Annotated in this window: 14 protein-coding genes, 2 pseudogenes and 1 riboswitch; of the genes and pseudogenes, 12 read left to right on the forward strand and 4 right to left on the reverse strand. The window is 36.6% G+C overall.

The window, feature by feature from the left end:
- The first annotated feature begins 8 nt into the window (after positions 1–8).
- From ACQKMV_RS01830 to ACQKMV_RS01850, 5 genes are all read left to right on the forward strand, one after another.
- Positions 9–1,754 carry a vWA domain-containing protein gene (locus ACQKMV_RS01830; protein WP_427502131.1) on the forward strand — a complete coding sequence of 582 codons (1,746 nt, stop codon included), beginning with the start codon at positions 9–11 and terminating at the stop codon, positions 1,752–1,754.
- A complete protein-coding gene (locus tag ACQKMV_RS01835) occupies positions 1,738–4,335 on the forward strand; it encodes a VWA domain-containing protein (protein ID WP_427502132.1) in 2,598 nt (865 codons plus the stop codon). The genes ACQKMV_RS01830 and ACQKMV_RS01835 overlap by 17 nt, the downstream gene beginning before the upstream one ends.
- Before the next feature lie 424 nt (positions 4,336–4,759).
- A complete protein-coding gene (locus ACQKMV_RS01840) occupies positions 4,760–5,182 on the forward strand; it encodes a MarR family winged helix-turn-helix transcriptional regulator (protein WP_427502133.1) in 423 nt (140 codons plus the stop codon).
- Between the two features lie 85 nt (positions 5,183–5,267).
- On the forward strand, positions 5,268–5,591 hold the full coding sequence (locus ACQKMV_RS01845) for a hypothetical protein (protein WP_427502134.1): 324 nt from the start codon (positions 5,268–5,270) through the stop codon (positions 5,589–5,591).
- Between the two features lie 16 nt (positions 5,592–5,607).
- The gene (locus tag ACQKMV_RS01850; protein WP_427502135.1) at positions 5,608–6,054 is read left to right on the forward strand and encodes an EVE domain-containing protein; all 447 of its coding nucleotides are present in this window, start codon (positions 5,608–5,610) and stop codon (positions 6,052–6,054) included.
- An 81-nt stretch (positions 6,055–6,135) separates the two neighbouring features.
- On the opposite strand, the gene thiW is transcribed toward ACQKMV_RS01850, so the two are convergent.
- Together thiW and ACQKMV_RS01860 are read right to left on the reverse strand one after the other, a co-directional pair.
- Positions 6,136–6,636 (reverse strand): energy coupling factor transporter S component ThiW, encoded by a 501-nt coding sequence (gene thiW / locus ACQKMV_RS01855; protein WP_427502136.1) that lies wholly within the window; start codon positions 6,634–6,636, stop codon positions 6,136–6,138.
- A gap of 170 nt (positions 6,637–6,806) precedes the next feature.
- Positions 6,807–6,914, reverse strand: a riboswitch (TPP riboswitch).
- A gap of 68 nt (positions 6,915–6,982) precedes the next feature.
- The gene (locus ACQKMV_RS01860) at positions 6,983–8,179 is read right to left on the reverse strand and encodes an MFS transporter (protein ID WP_427502137.1); all 1,197 of its coding nucleotides are present in this window, start codon (positions 8,177–8,179) and stop codon (positions 6,983–6,985) included.
- Between the two features lie 410 nt (positions 8,180–8,589).
- Here ACQKMV_RS01860 and ACQKMV_RS01865 point away from each other — a divergent pair, with 410 nt between their 5' ends.
- The 7 genes from ACQKMV_RS01865 to ACQKMV_RS01895 are packed head-to-tail and all read left to right on the forward strand — an operon-like array spanning position 8,590 to position 16,087.
- Entirely contained in the window at positions 8,590–9,768 is a 1,179-nt protein-coding gene (locus tag ACQKMV_RS01865; RefSeq protein ID WP_427502138.1) for a LuxE family acyl-protein synthetase, read from the forward strand.
- Positions 9,769–9,783: 15 nt separating this feature from the next.
- A complete protein-coding gene (locus ACQKMV_RS01870) occupies positions 9,784–10,137 on the forward strand; it encodes an iron-sulfur cluster assembly scaffold protein (RefSeq protein ID WP_427502139.1) in 354 nt (117 codons plus the stop codon).
- Between the two features lie 9 nt (positions 10,138–10,146).
- Positions 10,147–11,316: a cysteine desulfurase family protein gene (locus ACQKMV_RS01875; RefSeq protein WP_427502140.1), complete on the forward strand. Its 1,170-nt coding sequence runs from the start codon at positions 10,147–10,149 to the stop codon at positions 11,314–11,316.
- Between the two features lie 15 nt (positions 11,317–11,331).
- Positions 11,332–12,288: a peptidase U32 family protein gene (locus ACQKMV_RS01880; RefSeq protein WP_427502141.1), complete on the forward strand. Its 957-nt coding sequence runs from the start codon at positions 11,332–11,334 to the stop codon at positions 12,286–12,288.
- A gap of 11 nt (positions 12,289–12,299) precedes the next feature.
- A complete protein-coding gene (locus tag ACQKMV_RS01885; protein WP_427502142.1) occupies positions 12,300–13,175 on the forward strand; it encodes a hypothetical protein in 876 nt (291 codons plus the stop codon).
- Positions 13,172–14,332, forward strand: a complete 1,161-nt coding sequence (locus ACQKMV_RS01890; protein WP_427502143.1) for an acyl-CoA dehydrogenase family protein — start codon at positions 13,172–13,174, stop codon at positions 14,330–14,332. The genes ACQKMV_RS01885 and ACQKMV_RS01890 overlap by 4 nt, the downstream gene beginning before the upstream one ends.
- A gap of 30 nt (positions 14,333–14,362) precedes the next feature.
- Entirely contained in the window at positions 14,363–16,087 is a 1,725-nt protein-coding gene (locus ACQKMV_RS01895) for an MFS transporter (protein WP_427502144.1), read from the forward strand.
- A gap of 156 nt (positions 16,088–16,243) precedes the next feature.
- On the opposite strand, the pseudogene ACQKMV_RS01900 reads toward ACQKMV_RS01895, so the two are convergent.
- Positions 16,244–16,564, reverse strand: a pseudogene (locus tag ACQKMV_RS01900) (transposase); the annotation flags it as partial.
- A gap of 23 nt (positions 16,565–16,587) precedes the next feature.
- Positions 16,588–17,067 (reverse strand): annotated as a pseudogene (locus tag ACQKMV_RS01905) (polyprenyl synthetase family protein); the annotation flags it as partial.
- Positions 17,068–17,250 lie beyond the last annotated feature (183 nt).

Below are 17,250 nucleotides of genomic sequence, written 5' to 3' on the forward strand. Positions count from 1 at the left end.
GAGCCGTATTGGGCTTTAGTCAATTACTATTTAGCTGGACGGCCATCATCCCGGTCATTGTCCTTCTATATTATTTCTTTCGAAAAAAATATACTGATCAAACCGTATCCTCGACACTTTTCTGGTCGGAAATTATGCAAGAAACACGTGTATCACCATACTTAAAACATTTACAAAAAAATGCACTGCTTTATTTACAACTGCTAGCTCTTCTTTTACTTGTACTGGCATTAATGAATCCGTATGTTAAAAAGTCAACGATCGTTGGTGCGCAGACGATTTTCATTGTAGACACATCTGCAACAATGTTAGCTGGAAAAGATCAGTCAACATTTGACACACATAAAAGAGAAATGCTGTCATTGGTCAATGAGCTTAATGGAAGACCTGTGACGCTCATTACAACAGGCAATACGCCAAAAGCTATATTACAGCAGGAGACAAATACTAAAGATATTGAAAAAGCTATTCAACAGTTGCACGTCACCTATGAAACAGCTCAAATGAATAAAGCTTTAGATGCGGCACAGGCTTTTGTCGGTAATACCCCAACATCTATTTATGTCTTTACAGATTCGCTCGATAAAAAGCAATTACCGATGGAAAAAGATACGGTGAAGTGGATCGTAAAAGGGTCTGCTAAAAATTTAACAAATATCGCAATTACACGATTTGCTGCTACTACAGATGGAAAGTCTGCAATGGCGCTTGTACAGTTACAAAATGATATCGATCAAGAGCAACATGTAAAACTTTCGATAGAAAATGCTGAAGGTAAGGAGTTAGTTTCAGAGAGTGTCGCATTACCTCCGAATGAAGCTGTAACAAAAACATTTAAAGACCTATCGTTAGAAGATACTATGACAGCCAAGTTAGATGCTAAAGACGATTACGCTGTTGATAATTCGCAAACGGTATTGCTACAAACAGCTACTTCAAAAATAGTTGTCGATCAAAGTATGCATCAACTCATTCAAAAAGGCTTGCAAACGATTAATAGTAGTGTGAAAATTGTTCCATCTTCACAGGTGGCTGACAATCAGGACGCCACTGTTGTGACAAATCAGACGGCGCTACTCGAAAAGAAGGACAAGCCAATTGTATTATTTGGACGGGATGACGTTGAGAAGGTTGAAGTTACTGGGAAAGTCAGTACTTCAAGTGATTCATTGTTTGCATTTAGTGAACTAAAAGATATTTACGTCAGCGCCATATATCCAGGATTCGACAACTATAAAACGATTGCATCAGTTGGAGACCAGCCATTTATTCAGCGTTCACCTAAAGGGGATATTGTTGTATTAGCCGATATTGCAGATACAGATTGGCCGTTACATCCTTCATTCCCATTATTTTTATGGAGTGCTGAACAAGAGCTTTCAGAATCAATTGGTTCACTTGGTATTTTTACACCTAATGAGCAACGTGCAGTTGCCTTAGCGCAGGGCGATTGGAGTATATATTCGCAGGCAGATGAGTTTTTATCGTCCATTACGAATGGTCTTTTAACAGCTCCAATGAAGCCAGGAGTTTATACAGCTCGCTCAAAAGATGAAGAAAAGCGCTTCATCGTTCAGCTTCAAGCGCATGAGCGTATGATTGGAAAAGGGACAAGCTATACGCTTGGAGAGCTTCCGGATAATGGTAAGGAAGAAATATCGAAAGCCTCCTTCGTACCTTGGCTTATCCTTATGATCTTAGTATTACTTGTTTTAGAGTGGGAGGTGCAACGACGTCGTGGATTTACGAATTGATATGCCATTAGCATTGTTGCTTTTACTTCCATTGCTTATGTATTTTGGATGGACCTATTGGCGTGAACGACAGCGACTAAAAAAAAGCCATATCGTTGTACTAGGTATACGTATTGTGGCAATATGCTGTTTAGTTTTTGCACTTGCTGGTCCCTATATTTTATTGCCCGTAAAGGAAGAACAAGTATTATACTTAGTTGACCGTTCTGCTTCAATGAATGGTACAGCTGATGAGATGGCCAATTTTATAGCAGAAAGTTTACAGTCGAAAAAAGATGAACAGCTTGCAGGGATTTATTCTTTCTCATCGACATTACAAACGGAAGCCATTTTATCAGATTCTTTAAAGGAAGTGCCAAAGTTTACAGCCATAAAAGCAACAGATCAAACAAATATTGAACAGAGTCTACAGCTCGCATCAGGTATTGTAGATCCGAAAAAAGCAACACGACTTGTGCTCTTAACTGATGGCAATGAAACAAAAGGAGATGCCTTAGAATTTGCATCAAAGTTTAAAGGATCAAATATTAGTGTTGATGTAGTGCCATTTAACCAACCTGTTGCTAAGGATGTATCCCTGAAAAGCTTTGTAACACCGCAAGTTGCTTATGTAGGTGAACAGCAGCAGCTAGTCACTGAAATAAATGCAACTGTAGCAGAACGAGGGGAGCTATTATTATACGAAAATGATAAGCTTATTCATCGTGAAGCAGTGGAGCTTGCAGAAGGTTCAAATATGTTTACGTATAAACATTCAGCAACTGCTGAAGGACTTGTAAAATATGAGGCACTCGTGCAGGTTGAACAGGATGCAATATTTGAAAATAATAAATTAACAAGCGTCACGATGGTACAAAGTGAACCACATTTACTAATTGTTAATGGCTATGATATAGCATCACCAATCGCAGCAGCACTTGGCAAACAATCAATTTCCTATGATGTTGTAGATGCTAAAAGTCTGCCAAATGAACTTTCTAGTTATTTACAATACAATGCAATCATTTTTGATAATGTGCCAGGGCATTTAGTAGGCGAGGCAAAAATGAATGTCATTGAACAGGCGGTGAAAAATTTTGGTGTCGGTTTTACAATGGTCGGTGGCGAAAATAGCTTTGGTTTAGGCGGCTATTTTAAAACTCCAATCGAAACTTTATTACCTGTTGAAATGGAGATTAAAGGTAAGGAACAATTACCATCACTAGGGTTGGAGATCGTACTTGACCGCTCTGGAAGTATGTCTGGAGCAAAGCTAGAGCTCGCTAAGGAGGCAGCCGCTCGTTCAGTTGAAATGCTACGAGATGAGGATACGCTCGGGTTTATTGCCTTTGATGATCGACCTTGGGAAATTATTGAGACAGGACCACTTGGCAAGAAGGAAGAAGCGGTGGATACGATTTTATCTGTAACGCCAGGTGGTGGTACCGAAATATATGGATCACTTGCTAAAGCATATGAAAATCTAGCTGATTTAAAGCTACAGCGAAAGCATATTATTTTATTAACTGATGGACAGTCACAGTCAGGTAACTATGAAGATTTAATTGCACAAGGAAAAGAGAATGGTATTACTCTTTCAACGGTTGCAATTGGTCAGGATGCAGATGGCAACTTACTTGAAGCGCTTAGTGAGATGGGGAGTGGGCGATTCTACGATGTTGTTGATGAACAGACGATCCCCTCTATTTTATCTCGTGAAACTGCTATGATTTCACGCACATATATTGAGGATAATCCGTTCTATCCAACTATATTTAATGCTTCTGGCTGGAATACTTTATTTACAAATGGTGTACCTAAAATGAACGCTTATATCGGTACGACAGCAAAGCAGGGAGCTACTGTTATCGCAGAGAGTGAGAAGGAAGATCCAGTACTAGCAGAGTGGCAATATGGCCTTGGCAAAACATTCGCCTTTACTTCTGATTCGACAGGAAAATGGACAGGAGACTGGGCAAGATGGCAGAATTGGGGCACATTTTGGCAAACACTTATTTCAAAAATGCTACCAAGCTATAACGATGTTGCCTATGATGTACGTCTAGAATCAGACGGCTCATTTGTCATCACTGACCCAACAAATGAAGCGGCGTTCTTAGATATTGTTGCCGTCAATGAAGCAGGTGAAGAACTTGAAACTCAGCTTGAAACAATTTCAGCATCTCAAGTTCGAGCAGTCGTACAAGCAGAACCAGGACTCATCTTCTTCCGCATAGCCGATGAACAACAGGCTATTTACCAGGCAGGCTTAAGTGTACCTTATAGTGCTGAGTATGAATTACGTCCAGTGAATGATAAGCTAGTCGAAGAACTAACAAAGCAAACAGGTGGCTCCGTTTTGAAGGAACCGAGCGAAGTATTCCGTGAATTTACTAAAAAAGGTGCTGAACGCCAAAATATAGCAACATGGCTTTTATTAGCAGGGATGCTACTATTCTTCATTGATATTACTATTAGACGCTTTGGATGGAGCTTCATAACTAGGCCGAAGAAAAAAGAACAGCCTATTGAGGAAAAACCAATACAGGCAGAGGACACAAATGTTGCCCAGCTATTAAAGGGCATGAAAAAACGATCCTAGTAATTTAAAAACGATGGTTCATTGCTTTTTTAGCAATGAACCATCGTTTTTTTGTCATTCTATTTTAGGGCTATCACTAAAAGCTCGGAATGACATTTGTTAAAGCATATACCATGAATAATTAGTTGATCTTCGTTCCGACTGGGTGACTCCTTAGGGGATTAGCAATAGGGGAACGAAGGCTAAAACCATCACGTCTGTGATAACGCCTTCGTGACTAACATCGTGTTAGCCCGACGCCCCTAGGAAAGCGCTCAGTCGGATCGGAAATTAACCACACGTTATGATGATGAACTAATGTTGATCTTCAAATATGAATTTTTTTATGAAATGCTTGAAAATGAATGGACATGTATGTAATAATTCATGATAGTAATAATTTATTACTATCATTTTTATGTACTATATGTTTGGGGGATCGGACATGACCAATATAATGAATTCTTTTGGTTTTCTAAGTTTTAAATTAGCGGAGGCTTTAGAGGAAAATCTCGAGAAATATATTAGCGAAAAATTTCAAATGAAATCCAGAGAAGTTGGGATCATGATGGCTGTAAAAGAAAAAAAACTTAGTCAAATTCAAATAGGACAAATTTTAAAGTTGGATAAAAATAGTGTCCGCTTTTTTATCGATGGTCTAGAAGAAAGAAAGTATGTTTATAGGGAGAAAAATCCAGAAAATAGAAGAGAGAATTTAATATGCCTTACGGAACAGGGTGAAAATTTGGCAGAAGAATTAATGAAGGCTCTTGCGATTTCTGAGAATGAAGTTTTAAACGTACTTTCATTGGAAGAAAAAGAGCTGTTGAAAAGCGTATTGACAAAAGTATATGAAAATCGTGAATAGGGTTTAACTTCTTTCAGTAGGTTGCTGAAAGAAGTTAATGCCTCCGGCGGATGTCTTATCAATAAAAAAGAAAGAGTGATGACAGATGAAAGCAGTAGAGGTTATGAATGAGTATTTGAAAAGAGCGCAAGTAGAGGGTCAGGATTTATCTGACATGTATGCGGACCAGGGAGAATTAAAAGATTTTAAAGGTGAAATATTTAAAGGAAGAAAAGAAATACAGAACTTTTACATGTCACCTATGCCGAAAGGATTTAAGTTAACTATCCAAACTATTGAAGGCGATGATATAGAATGTGTTGCTATCATTACGACTACTTGGGATGGTTTGCCAAACCCAGTGATTTTGGAAGAAAAATTGATTCTTGAAAATGGAAAAATAAAATCGTTTACGATGATCCCTAAATAAAAGGAGAGCTCTTCCTATGACTGAAAGAGACACAAAATATTGGATTGGCGTGGTATCTCTTACTCATGTGCAAAAAGGGGTTGAGGGTGGATTCGGCCAACTATGCCATGGCAAAGAAAGACCTTTGAAACGAATGAAAAAAGGAGACTGGATTATATATTATTCTCCTAAAAAAAGTCTTGATGATAATGAGCCTGTAAGAGCATTTACCGCAATTGGAAGAATAAAAGACGAGCGAATATACGAGTTCCAAATGGCAGAAAATTTTATTCCTTTTAGAAGAGATATAGACTTCTATAAAGAGGCAAAGGCAGTACCAATAAAAAGGATCTTAGATTATTTAGAATTTGTAGAAGATAAATCGAAGTATGGTTATAAATTCAGGTTTGGTCATTTTGAAATAAGCAAAAAAGACTTTTTATTAATTGCGCATGAAATGGGATTACCATTGAAGTATGGGTGAATTTGTTTGGAACAAAAAACGTTACTTTCTTTATTAATTGCCATTAAAGGAAGTAACGTTTTTCAATTGCTGTAAATCAAGCTATTTAGGCGTAGTGTTAAGGTTAGTTACAAATACTGTTTTACGCAAATTGCTGGCAACGACAAAGCCTAAGATAGCACCAATAGTACTTGAGGTTAAAAAGGCTGGCATGAAAAATAAAGCAGCAACGGATGTCCCCATTAATAAATGTGCGTAAGGTACTGCAATAAGTGAGGCAATAATACCAGTCCCAAACATTTCACCGACACCTGCTAGCCATTGCTTGCCGCTGTATTTATAGGCGAGAGATGCACATATAGCACCAATTACACTACCGGGTATAGCTAGTAATGAGCCTGTGCCTGTTAAAATACGAATGATTGCTGTGACAAAGGCGACCATAACAGTAGGCAATGGTCCAAGAATGATAGCGCCAATAACATTAATGGCATGTTGTACAGGGTAGGCACGCGCAATTCCCGTTGGTATTGAAACGAAGGTAGAACCTGCTACGGCAATTGCTACTAATAAGGCCATGATTGTTAATTTTCGAATTGACATAATTTCCACTCCTTTGAAATGTGAATTTTATAGGTTATCGCCGGTAGCTAGGGAGTTCCGCCGCAAAAAGCGAGAGAACCGCCGCTAAACATGTGAGTTCCGCCGCTAGAGCGTGAAAAAGCCGCTTCCTAAAAACAATAGGAAGCGGCCCTGCATTTTTACATATTAAAAAGCAAGTGTCGCCACTTCCCTCCGCTAGTGTGAACTAGATCAGGTTCAAAGGGTCCGTATATCACCATATACGTCTCAGCCTTTTAAAGACTCCCCTAGTGGTAAGTAAATTTATTTATTAATTTTTCTCCTAATAATGTAGCATAATACCAAAAATAGTCAATAACTTTTCTGGCTATTCTGTATCAGGATGCATAAGGTGTGGTGCTTTTTTCCTTGTCCAAATAAGGGCAAGGAAGAAGCAAGCCATTAAAACAATAGACCCGAATATATAAGGACTGTTCATGTTCCAATCGAATAATATACCTGCTAAAGCTGGACCAATCATATTACCAAGACTCATATACGCATTATTCAGACCAGCTGCAAAGCCTTGTTCATTTTCAGCAAGCTTTGAAATCAGTGTGTTGACAGCTGGGCGAATCAATGTCGTTGCTGTAGAGAAGATTGTCGCAACAATTAAAATAAGTGCAAAACCAGATGCGAATAATATTAAGAAAATCGAAACGGCTGCAATAAATAAATTGACTAACACTACTTTCATTTCGCCGAAGCGATTAAACAGCGGTGTAATAACAAACATCTGTACAACAACACCAAAAGCGCCACCCACAACTAATATAATGGCGATATCAGTAGGTGTGTAATTAAACTTGTCTGTCACAAATAATGATAATGTTGTTTGGAAGTTAGCAATTCCGAATGAGAATACAAGCATGATAATTAGCATGACAAAATAAGGCATTCGGACTGAACGGGCCATCTGCTTAGCAAGATTATCCCGCTTTTGCGCTTTTTTCGTTGTGTTTGGTTTTGTAGCAGGCAGTAAAAAGAACGATAAAATAGCTGCTAAGATAGCTGCACATCCAGCAGTATAAAATGGAAAATGCAAACTAACTTTTGAGAGGAATCCACCGATACCTGGTCCAATCATAAACCCAAAGGACATTGCTGCCCCTAGCATACCCATACCTTTTCCTCGTTCCTCATACGTTGTGACATCTGCCACAAAAGCCATGATAGGAGGTGCCACAAATGCAGAGCCGAGGCCACCTAAAAAGCGTGCCAAGAAGAGCATCCACACATCTGTAGAAAGCCCGAAACCAATTTGTGCAAGTCCTGTTACGATAAGTCCGAAAATAATGAGATTTTTTCGACCATATTGATCCGAAAGATTCCCAGCAATTGGAGAAAATACGAATTGTGCTAAGGCGAACGTTGCAATCAACATGCCAAGTACTTGTCCTGCAGCACCAAATAGTTTTAAATACTCAGGCATGACAGGAATAATAATTCCGATACTCCCCATTGCGATAAACATATTAAACATTAAAATATACAAAGCCGCCTTATTAGACTTCTGCTGGGTCATCGAATACCCCCTTTTCTAATCAAATATAGTACAGTCTATCACAAAGAAAAATGGTTTGCTATTAGTTTGGATTACAAGAAATAGTGGACCAATGGTTTATTCTAAAACTAATAAATGATAAATATTTTGCAATAATAATTAAGTATTCAATTAGTAAATTCCACAAGTTTTTTGTGGAATTTACTTTTTTTCTTGTAGTGAATTAGGGGTTACATCATTTGTTCTTATGTTAATCTTTTTATATCAACTGTATTACGAAAATTGCGATGATTAGCAATTTATATATGGTTGATGTTCCTTTAATAATTCCTTTAATAATTCCTGTAATAACGGCTAATTACTGATCTAAATGAAGCGATCATAAGCCGAAAATCCGATTGAAGTTGATATTAAAAAGGAGAGAAAATGAAATGGTAACTATTCGTGCAGCAATGGAAAATTTAGAAAAATTAGGTATTAATCCAGTAACAGCAGTCATTGGGTCAACCCAACAGCTATTTCAATGGGATGAAGAAAAAGTCAATGAATTAAAGGGTTATTTAATCGCCCAAAATTTTAAACATCATTATGAAAACAATAGCTTTTATCGAATGCTATGCGAGGATAGCGGCGTTAAACCTGCCGATATACAAGGTCTAAATGATATACAAAAAATCCCACTTATTCCGGTGACAAGTTTTAAAAGACCTGACTCTCATTTATTATTATCAACATCTTTAGAGAACATTGAATTTGAAATGCGAAGTACAGGAACAAGTGGTATACCAAGTATATCGAGAAGGGATGCTGAAACATTAAATAATTGCGTATTTAGTATTTACGCAATGTATAGAGAGATGTTTGCCTTCTCTCGTGGGGCTGGTCTCTTCTTATTCCCATCTCCTGAAGAAATGCCAGAGATGGGAATGGTAAAAGTATTAAATATGCTCTCAGGTTTGTTTGATGCAACAAGATGTCTTGTTAAGAGAGCATCCTTCAAGCCTAAGGAGGCAATAGAAACTTTAGAAAAATGGCAAAACATTCATACACGCCACATCGTAGGACCTCCATTTTTAATTTATAAATTGGTCAATTATTTAAAAACAAATAATATTCATTTGAAGTTAGATCAAAAGACGATGATTATCAATCTAGGAGGGTGGAAACGCTTTTCTGGGATGGAGATACCTAGAGAACAATACAATAAAGAATGTGCTGAATTTTTAGGTATTCCTGAAGAAAATATAAGGGATATGTATGGGTTAGTTGAATCTAATATTTTAGCTATCGAGTGTGAGAAACAGTCTAAGCATGTACCACCTTGGGTTCATTTTTCATTAAGAAATCCCAAAAATTTAGCGGAAGAGGTACCACAAGGAAAAAGGGGTGTTTTAGCAATATTTGACCCTACGTCCTTGTCATATCCAGGATTTATTCAAACTGAGGATTTAGTGTATTTAAAGAAAGAGAATACATGTGAATGCGGAAGAAATGGTCAGAAGGTGGTATATCTTTCTAGAGTAGCTGGTGCAGAAATAGGTTGTTGTGCCATTAATTTAGAGAAGCATATGGATGCCGCTGAAGAAAAAAATGAAATGGCAGAAGTATAAGAGAGGATTCTAAACATGTACAATTCTATCATTGTTGATTATTTTAGTAACCCTCGACATTCAGGTGAACTGGCTGATGCAAATATGGAATTAAAAATTGGTAACTCCGTTTGTGGAGATACAATTTTTATGAGTATAAAGGTAGAATCTGGAAAGGTTAATGATGCAAAATATAAAGCATATGGTTGTGCTACATCCTTAGCAACGGCTGATATATTTGCAGATTATATCATGAATAAATCAATAGAAGAAATTAAGCAGCAACCGCAACATGAGATTGATAAAATGCTAGGGGAGTTGGAGCCTCCTCAAATGCATTGTTTGAATATTTTACATGAGTTATTTGAGCAAATACGTTCGGCAGCTTAGGAGGCTTTTATGATAGGAAGATATTTTGATTATAATGCCACTACCCCTCTTCGGGAGGAAGTGGCCTCTACTATGATAGAAAATATAACGTTATTTGGTAATCCCTCTAGCACGCACTCCTTTGGACAGTTAGCGAAATTAAAAATGGAAGAGGCACGTTCAAATGTTGCCACAGTAATCAATGCAGAAGAGACAGATATATTTTTTACTTCTGGCGGTACAGAGTCGATTAATACCGCATTGAAAGGATATTTCTTTACAAATGAAATGCGCCCGCTTCATATCATCACTTCTAAAATCGAGCATGCTGCAACCTTAGAATTATGTCGATATTTAGCTACCCTTGGTGCTGAAATTACCTATTTACCTGTTGATACTAATGGATTCGTAGCAATTGAAGATTTAAAAAACGCTATTCAAGAGAATACAGCGCTTATTTCGATCATGTATGCTAACAATGAAATCGGATCAATTCAACCAATTAAAGAGATGGTGAAAGTTGTTAAGAAGATCAATAGTAATATTATCTTTCATGTTGATGCTGTACAGGTGATAGGGAAAATCCAGATAGATGTTCAAGACTTAGGAGTTGACTCATTATCGATGGCTGCCCATAAAATATATGGTCCTAAGGGTACAGGTGCAGTGTACTTGAAAAACGGTGAACGTAAATTAGAACAGCTTCTTCACGGTGGTGGGCAAGAAAAAGGTCTTCGTGGTGGTACAGAAAATCTCTTAGCTATTATTGGTTTTGGTAAAGCCTGCGAAATTGCAAAAAGAGAGCTAAAGCAAAATGCTAATAAAATAATCGCATTAAGATCTTATTTCCTAGATAAATTAGAAAATTCGATTGAATACTATGAAATTAATGGTCCTGTGTTAGGTGAGGATTTATTACCAAATACTATTAATATATCTTTTCTGAATATACGAGCAGAAGCATTAGCTGTTCTATTATGCCAAGCTTATGGTATTGCAGTATCTATTGGTTCTGCCTGTAGTGCCGATAAAGCTAATTTATCTCATGTATTATTAGCACTCGGCCTAACTGAAGATAGAATAAAATCGTCTATTCGTATTAGCTTTGGTTATTACACGGACTACAAGGATATTGATTATTTTATTGAAAGTCTAAAAGCATCTGTTAATCGTCTACGAAGTATGCTCCCAGTTGGATAGAAAGGAGTCAGTAAGGTGGAGAATTTAAAAATTGTGGCACCTGTACGATCAAAATTTATGATGGAAGAAATGATAGAGGCTGGTGCAAATGAAATATATTTTGGCGTTTCAACTTCGCTTTTTAAACAACTATCATTTGATAATAAATTTCAAACAGTTGCAGATTATCCTGCCCACTTTTCAGATTGGGAGGAAATAGATGGCATAATAGCTTTAGCAAAAGCGAACAATCTTAAAGTCATATTCATGGCCAACACCTCATACGTCCCTACTTGCATTGAAAAAGACTTTCAAAAGCATGTTTATAGAGCACTTGAAAAAGGTGTAGATGCTATTACAATATCCTCAATACAATCTTGCCATCTGCTTAATCATTTGGAAAAGGAAATTCAAATAATTTCAGGCTCGCAATTAGCACCAGTTAATAAATACGGAGCCGAGCTATTAAAGGAATCAGGTGTCAAAAGGATAACATTGTCCCAATCAATGACATTAGAAGAGATTCATGAACTTCGAGATTTAGAGATGGAACTTATGATTACTGGAAACTTTGGCACTGGTAGTATGGCTGGGAGCTGTCGTTTATGGGAAAGCCCAAATAATCCTGAAATTGGAGAAGGGGTTAGAACTTTATATCGAGTTTTATCTCCATTAAACACATACAGTAACCAGCATCATTTTTTAGATAGTGCAACAGATTGTAGTTTGTGTAATCTAGAAGATTTGGTTTCTGCTGGTGTTACAGCCATAAAATTTCTCGGAAGGGAAGCGCCTAATCCAGTGACATTAGCGATGGTTGTGAATATGTTTAATGAATGGCGAGAAATGGGTCTTTCAGGCTTATCAATAGAACAAAAGATGAAAATAACGGAGCAGGAGCAGCTTATGTGGGTAATGAAATGGGTGCCACGCTTCTGTGAAAAATGTCGATGTACTTATAAACCAACTGCAATTACAAAAACATACATTTAGGTGATGCATAATTGAAAACACCAGTAAAAGAGCTAAGAATTCATCATGATTATTTATATACATTAACGGATGAAGTATTGGACGGTTATCAAATTGTTTCCTTAGGGCATTCAGGCTGCCACTATAAAATGGTTGGTCTCGGGGATCAGCATATACAGTTTTTATTGGAACGCAATAAAAAAGTGAAAATTGAATTTCCTATGTTATTTGAGGCATCGATGAAAAAGTTTATTGCTGAGATGCAACGCTTTTTTCATTATGAGCTAAATCTAATTGTGAATGATTGGGGGACAATGCGTTATTTAGCTCAACAGCCATTACCTCCAAACATCACTTTGTCATTAGGCAGGCAACTAATTTTTAGCTATGGAAACTGCCCATGGTATGAAGATATTTTGCAATATGAAGATCAAGCGACAAAGGAACAATTTTTACAATTGAATATTGCTAATCCACCTATGATTAGCTTAATGAAAGAAAATGGTGTAACGGAAATAGATGTAGATATGAATATTTATATGAAGAACTCTGTGCAATTGCTTAGAGATGAAGGAATTAAAGTAAATGGTTTTTTAAATTACCCATTGGTGTCTACCTCTAGATCTTGCCATACACTTCGACTTCATGCAGAGCAAATTGAAAAATGTCAGCATTTATGTGAAAGAGGTATCACAATCGAGCCGAGAGAACGATGGAATCGATTTGAGGATACAACCATTAAAATTTCAAGAGATGGTCGAGAGAAAATGGGGAATCTTATTATTTATGGAAATATGGTTGTTCAGGATATGAAGAAACTAAATGAAAGCATACCATTTGAAGTGGATTCATTATGTGATGATGCGAGATTTTCACCAATACTAGTAAAAGAGGAGGCAATAAATTGAGTACAATACAAGAAAAGAATTTTACGCAAGATCTTTTGACGAAATTAGATGATATTATTGTTGATTTTGTTGCTCCAAATGCTGCACGAATTGATAGAGAACGAGAGTTTCCAAGAGAAAATATTACTGAGCTTGGACGGGGTGGCTTTCTAGGTCTAATTATTCCTCAGCAGTTAGGAGGATTGGAGGCTCCATTATCACTCTATAAAGAAACGGTTATAAGGCTGGCTCAAGCTTGTGCTTCTACAGCACTTGTCTATGTGCAACATATGTCAGCGGTTTCTATTTTATTGTATGGAAGAGAAAATGACTATATAAAAAATATTTTAAGTAATATTGGTAAAGGTCAATGTCTTACTACAATTGCATTAAGTGAAGCTGGTTCTGGCTGTTATTTTTTCTTACCAGTTAGTCAGGTAAATGAAACCGACAAAGGGCTTCGACTAAAGACCAATAAAATTATGGTGACTAGTGCGGGAGAGGCAGATGTGTATGTCATTAACTCAAAAGCAACGTTCGCAAAGAATTCAATGCAAAGTAATTTTTTTGCTGTAGCTAGAGAATATAATGGCATTGAAGTCGGTGGAAAATGGGAAGGTATGGGATTAAGAGGGAATCAAAGCGCACCATTAAATATAGATACCTATTTAAATAAACAGATGCTTATTGGTGAAGAAGGTGAGGGCTTTAAAATTACTCGTGAGGCCCTGCTTCCGATGGGGCAAATTGGTATTTCAGCTGTCAATATTGGCATCGCCAAGGCAATATACAATGAATCAGTTAATTATGTGAAGAAACGATTTTATACACATATCAATACAAATCTTTCTGATTTTCAAAGTATTCAGCAGATGATCGGAGAAATAAAAGTACTATGCGATCAGGCTGAGACTGCGTTAAATGTATTTGTTCAACGGATGGAGAACAAGGAAGTTGATATGGTTAGTACCTTAGAGGTAAAGGTAATCGCCTGTCAAACAGTATTACAGGTGGCAGAATTAGGCTTAAAAGTTTGTGGAGGGCATGCCTATTCCGCTAATACACCGATTGAGAGGTATATTCGTGATAGTATGGCAGGAACAGTCATGGGGCCGACGCCAGATGTTCTTAAGGAATTGATTGGGAAAATTGTATTGGATGTCCCGACTCAATTATAAATTCATAGAACAGATGAAAGAGGGTTGACAATGACAAATCAAAATGAGCCTATCTACGGGGGTATGAAGCAGGTATTGGCGGTAAGCCTTGGTTTATTTTTAGTTTTTTTAGACAGTACCGTAGTTAATATTTCACTCCCAAATATTATGAATGATTATGAAATTAATTTAAGTGTAGCTTCTTGGATTATCAATTCATTTGTGTTAACGCTCGCTATTTTACTAATCACTTTAGGGAAAATTGCAGATTTTTTTGGCAGGAGAAAAATTTTTCTAATTGGCGTTATCGTATTTGCTGTAAGCTCATTATTATGTGGAATGGCCCCTACCGTAGAAGTTTTAATTGCAGCTAGAGTTTTACAAGGAATTGGTGGGGCGATGATTATCCCAACTAGTATGATGCTAGTAAGGACAGCTGTACCAGCAGAAAAAATGGGGCTTGCGATGGGGATATGGGGAGCCGTTGGTGCACTAGCTGTAGCCATTGGTCCTAGTCTTGGTGGTGTAGTAACAGATTTTATTAATTGGCGTTGGATCTTTTATATCAATGTTCCAATTATTATTCTAGCCTTTCCATTCATTCTATTAGCTTTTAAAGGATTTAAAGATATCAAATCCCCATTTAAATTAGATGTTCTAGGTATGTTAGTCGTTAGCTTTGCGCTCTATTTTTTAACTTATGCGATATTACAGGGTGAAAAATTAGGATGGACTTCAACGACCATATATATTTATTTTTCAATAAGTATCATAGCCACTCTATTATTTATTTTTATAGAAAAACGGGCTAAGGTGCCATTAGTGGATTTTTCAATATTTAACAATAAACATTATTTAGGTGGTATTCTCTCGAATTTTTTAGGTGGCATTTTGTTAATGGGTACTTTAATTTTGTTACCTGTTTATTTGACACAAGTAAAAGATTTCACGACTCTTTATGCATCATTTCTTATTACACCTTTATCTGCAGTAATGTTAATCGTAGCACCAATCGTTGGGAGAATAATTGACAAAATTGGCTATCAAGTCCCGATGCTTTTTGGTTATGTTTTTACTGTCGTAGGTTTTATTTTCCTCTTAAAATTAACACCGGATACTGAATTTCCAGTGCTAATTACGATGATGTCCTTATTAGGCACTGGATTAGGTATCATAATGGTTACAAGTGTAACAGTGTGTACGGTATCTGTTTCAGAAAAGCATGTCTCTTTGGGATCAGGTATATTTGCGACAGCACGAAATCTTGGAGGAGCCATTGGTGTATCTTTATTTGTTTCTATTACTCTAAGTTTTTTAAATCAATATGCAAACGATATAGTGGATGCTGGTGTGACACGCTTTGAAAATAGCGAAGTACCTGATGCTGTCAAGACGATAGCTATTGATAATTTAAAGGGAAAAAAAGATAGCTTTTTTGAAGGAGAGCAGAAGGTAGAGGATTTTAAGGTCTCCAAGGAAATGTCTGATCAATTTGTTGCGATGAAAATGGAAGAAGCATTAAAACAAATGCCTAAGACTGTGGAGGTTAATGCTTCACCAGATATAGAAAAGAAAATAACTGCTATGGTAAATGCTGAAATTGAAAATATAGAAAAGGAAGTTAAAGCTATTCAGAGCAATATCCGAAATGATGCGCAAGGATATATTGTTGAGGCAATGACAAAAGCATTTTGGTGTGGATTATTGTTAACGATCCTTTTTAGTTTATCCTTGATTTTTTTAAAAAAGAAGCATGTTGAAGAAGGTAAAGTATGAACTAGTAATCGGTAGGGTAAAAAATCCCTACCGATTCAAATTTATATCTTCTCTTAATTACTAATTAATTTAATATACATACTTGAATCAATTTCATAAATCATATGTTCCAAGAGCTTAGACTGCTCCTTTGAAGAAAACTTACGTTTTTAAAAATTATGCTGCTTGAGTTTGTACTTGTAATAAAGCATTTAGACGATCCACTGCCAACTTGCAGGCATTATAAATAAACGTCACCAGGTTGAAATGAAGTTTGGCTTTTCTTCCTGTTCTATGACGAATGTTGTTTAACTGAAAATATTGTTTTAAATAAGCATTCACACGTTCTACAGCGGTACGTTCCTTATAAAGTTATTTCCAAAGTTCAGAGCCACGTGCTGGATAAGTGAATTTTCGTAAATCCGTGTCACATTTGATTTTGAAACCCTTCTGACAGAGGGAATCATCACGTAACGGACAGGTTGCACATTCCTTTGGTCATTTATAGTATGATCTGTTAACACATCATGTACATCGTTACGGATTTGAGCTACTATACCTAAATAATTTGTATATGTTTTAATCATTTGCAATGTTTCTGGTAGAACATTTCCTGCGCCTAAAATACAAGCAAGCTGCATGAGAGAGCCCGATTTTAGGCTAACCATTTCCAAATATTCAAATTCATTAGAAATACTGTTATGCATATCTTTTTGTTGTCCATTGATTGATTTGAGCAATAATAGTTGAATTTGTTGACTGATGAAATTTTTAGCTTCCTCACTACAATTTAATAAGGTAACTTTATGGAGAGCTGTTAGTAAAAAACCGATTATAATATTTAAATTTTCCCCTATATTAACGTTTGACCAAGGATAAATCAATACATCTTCGTCCTGTATATCATCTAATATATCTGCTGCCAATATGATGAATTCTACAATAACTTGTAATTCTCTTTTTTCCTCTAAATTCTGTTGCTCTCTAAAGATGGAATAGTGAAGCTCAGTTAATAGGGCAAAATTTAGACTTTGTTGAAATTTAAAATTTACTTAGCTTTGAGCAAGCTGTTGCAAATAGACATCGGAAAACGACTTTTCAATCAGTTGATTTGCTATTATGATTAATTCTTCCTGTAAAATCATGTCCTGAGATGACTTCAATATAATCCCTCCATCTCTTTA

The sequence above is a fragment of the Lysinibacillus sp. NPDC094403 genome (genome assembly GCF_050278745.1).
GTDB lineage: Bacteria > Bacillota > Bacilli > Bacillales_A > Planococcaceae > Lysinibacillus.

Coding starts and splice junctions, on each gene's coding strand:
- ACQKMV_RS01865 (WP_427502138.1), top strand. CDS start 8,590: ATGGTAACTATTCGTGCAGCAATGGAAAATTTAGAAAAATTAGGTATT.
- ACQKMV_RS01845 (WP_427502134.1), top strand. CDS start 5,268: ATGAAAGCAGTAGAGGTTATGAATGAGTATTTGAAAAGAGCGCAAGTA.
- ACQKMV_RS01850 (WP_427502135.1), top strand. CDS start 5,608: ATGACTGAAAGAGACACAAAATATTGGATTGGCGTGGTATCTCTTACT.
- thiW (WP_427502136.1), bottom strand. CDS start 6,636: ATGTCAATTCGAAAATTAACAATCATGGCCTTATTAGTAGCAATTGCC.
- ACQKMV_RS01875 (WP_427502140.1), top strand. CDS start 10,147: ATGATAGGAAGATATTTTGATTATAATGCCACTACCCCTCTTCGGGAG.
- ACQKMV_RS01870 (WP_427502139.1), top strand. CDS start 9,784: ATGTACAATTCTATCATTGTTGATTATTTTAGTAACCCTCGACATTCA.
- ACQKMV_RS01840 (WP_427502133.1), top strand. CDS start 4,760: ATGACCAATATAATGAATTCTTTTGGTTTTCTAAGTTTTAAATTAGCG.
- ACQKMV_RS01860 (WP_427502137.1), bottom strand. CDS start 8,179: ATGACCCAGCAGAAGTCTAATAAGGCGGCTTTGTATATTTTAATGTTT.
- ACQKMV_RS01895 (WP_427502144.1), top strand. CDS start 14,363: ATGACAAATCAAAATGAGCCTATCTACGGGGGTATGAAGCAGGTATTG.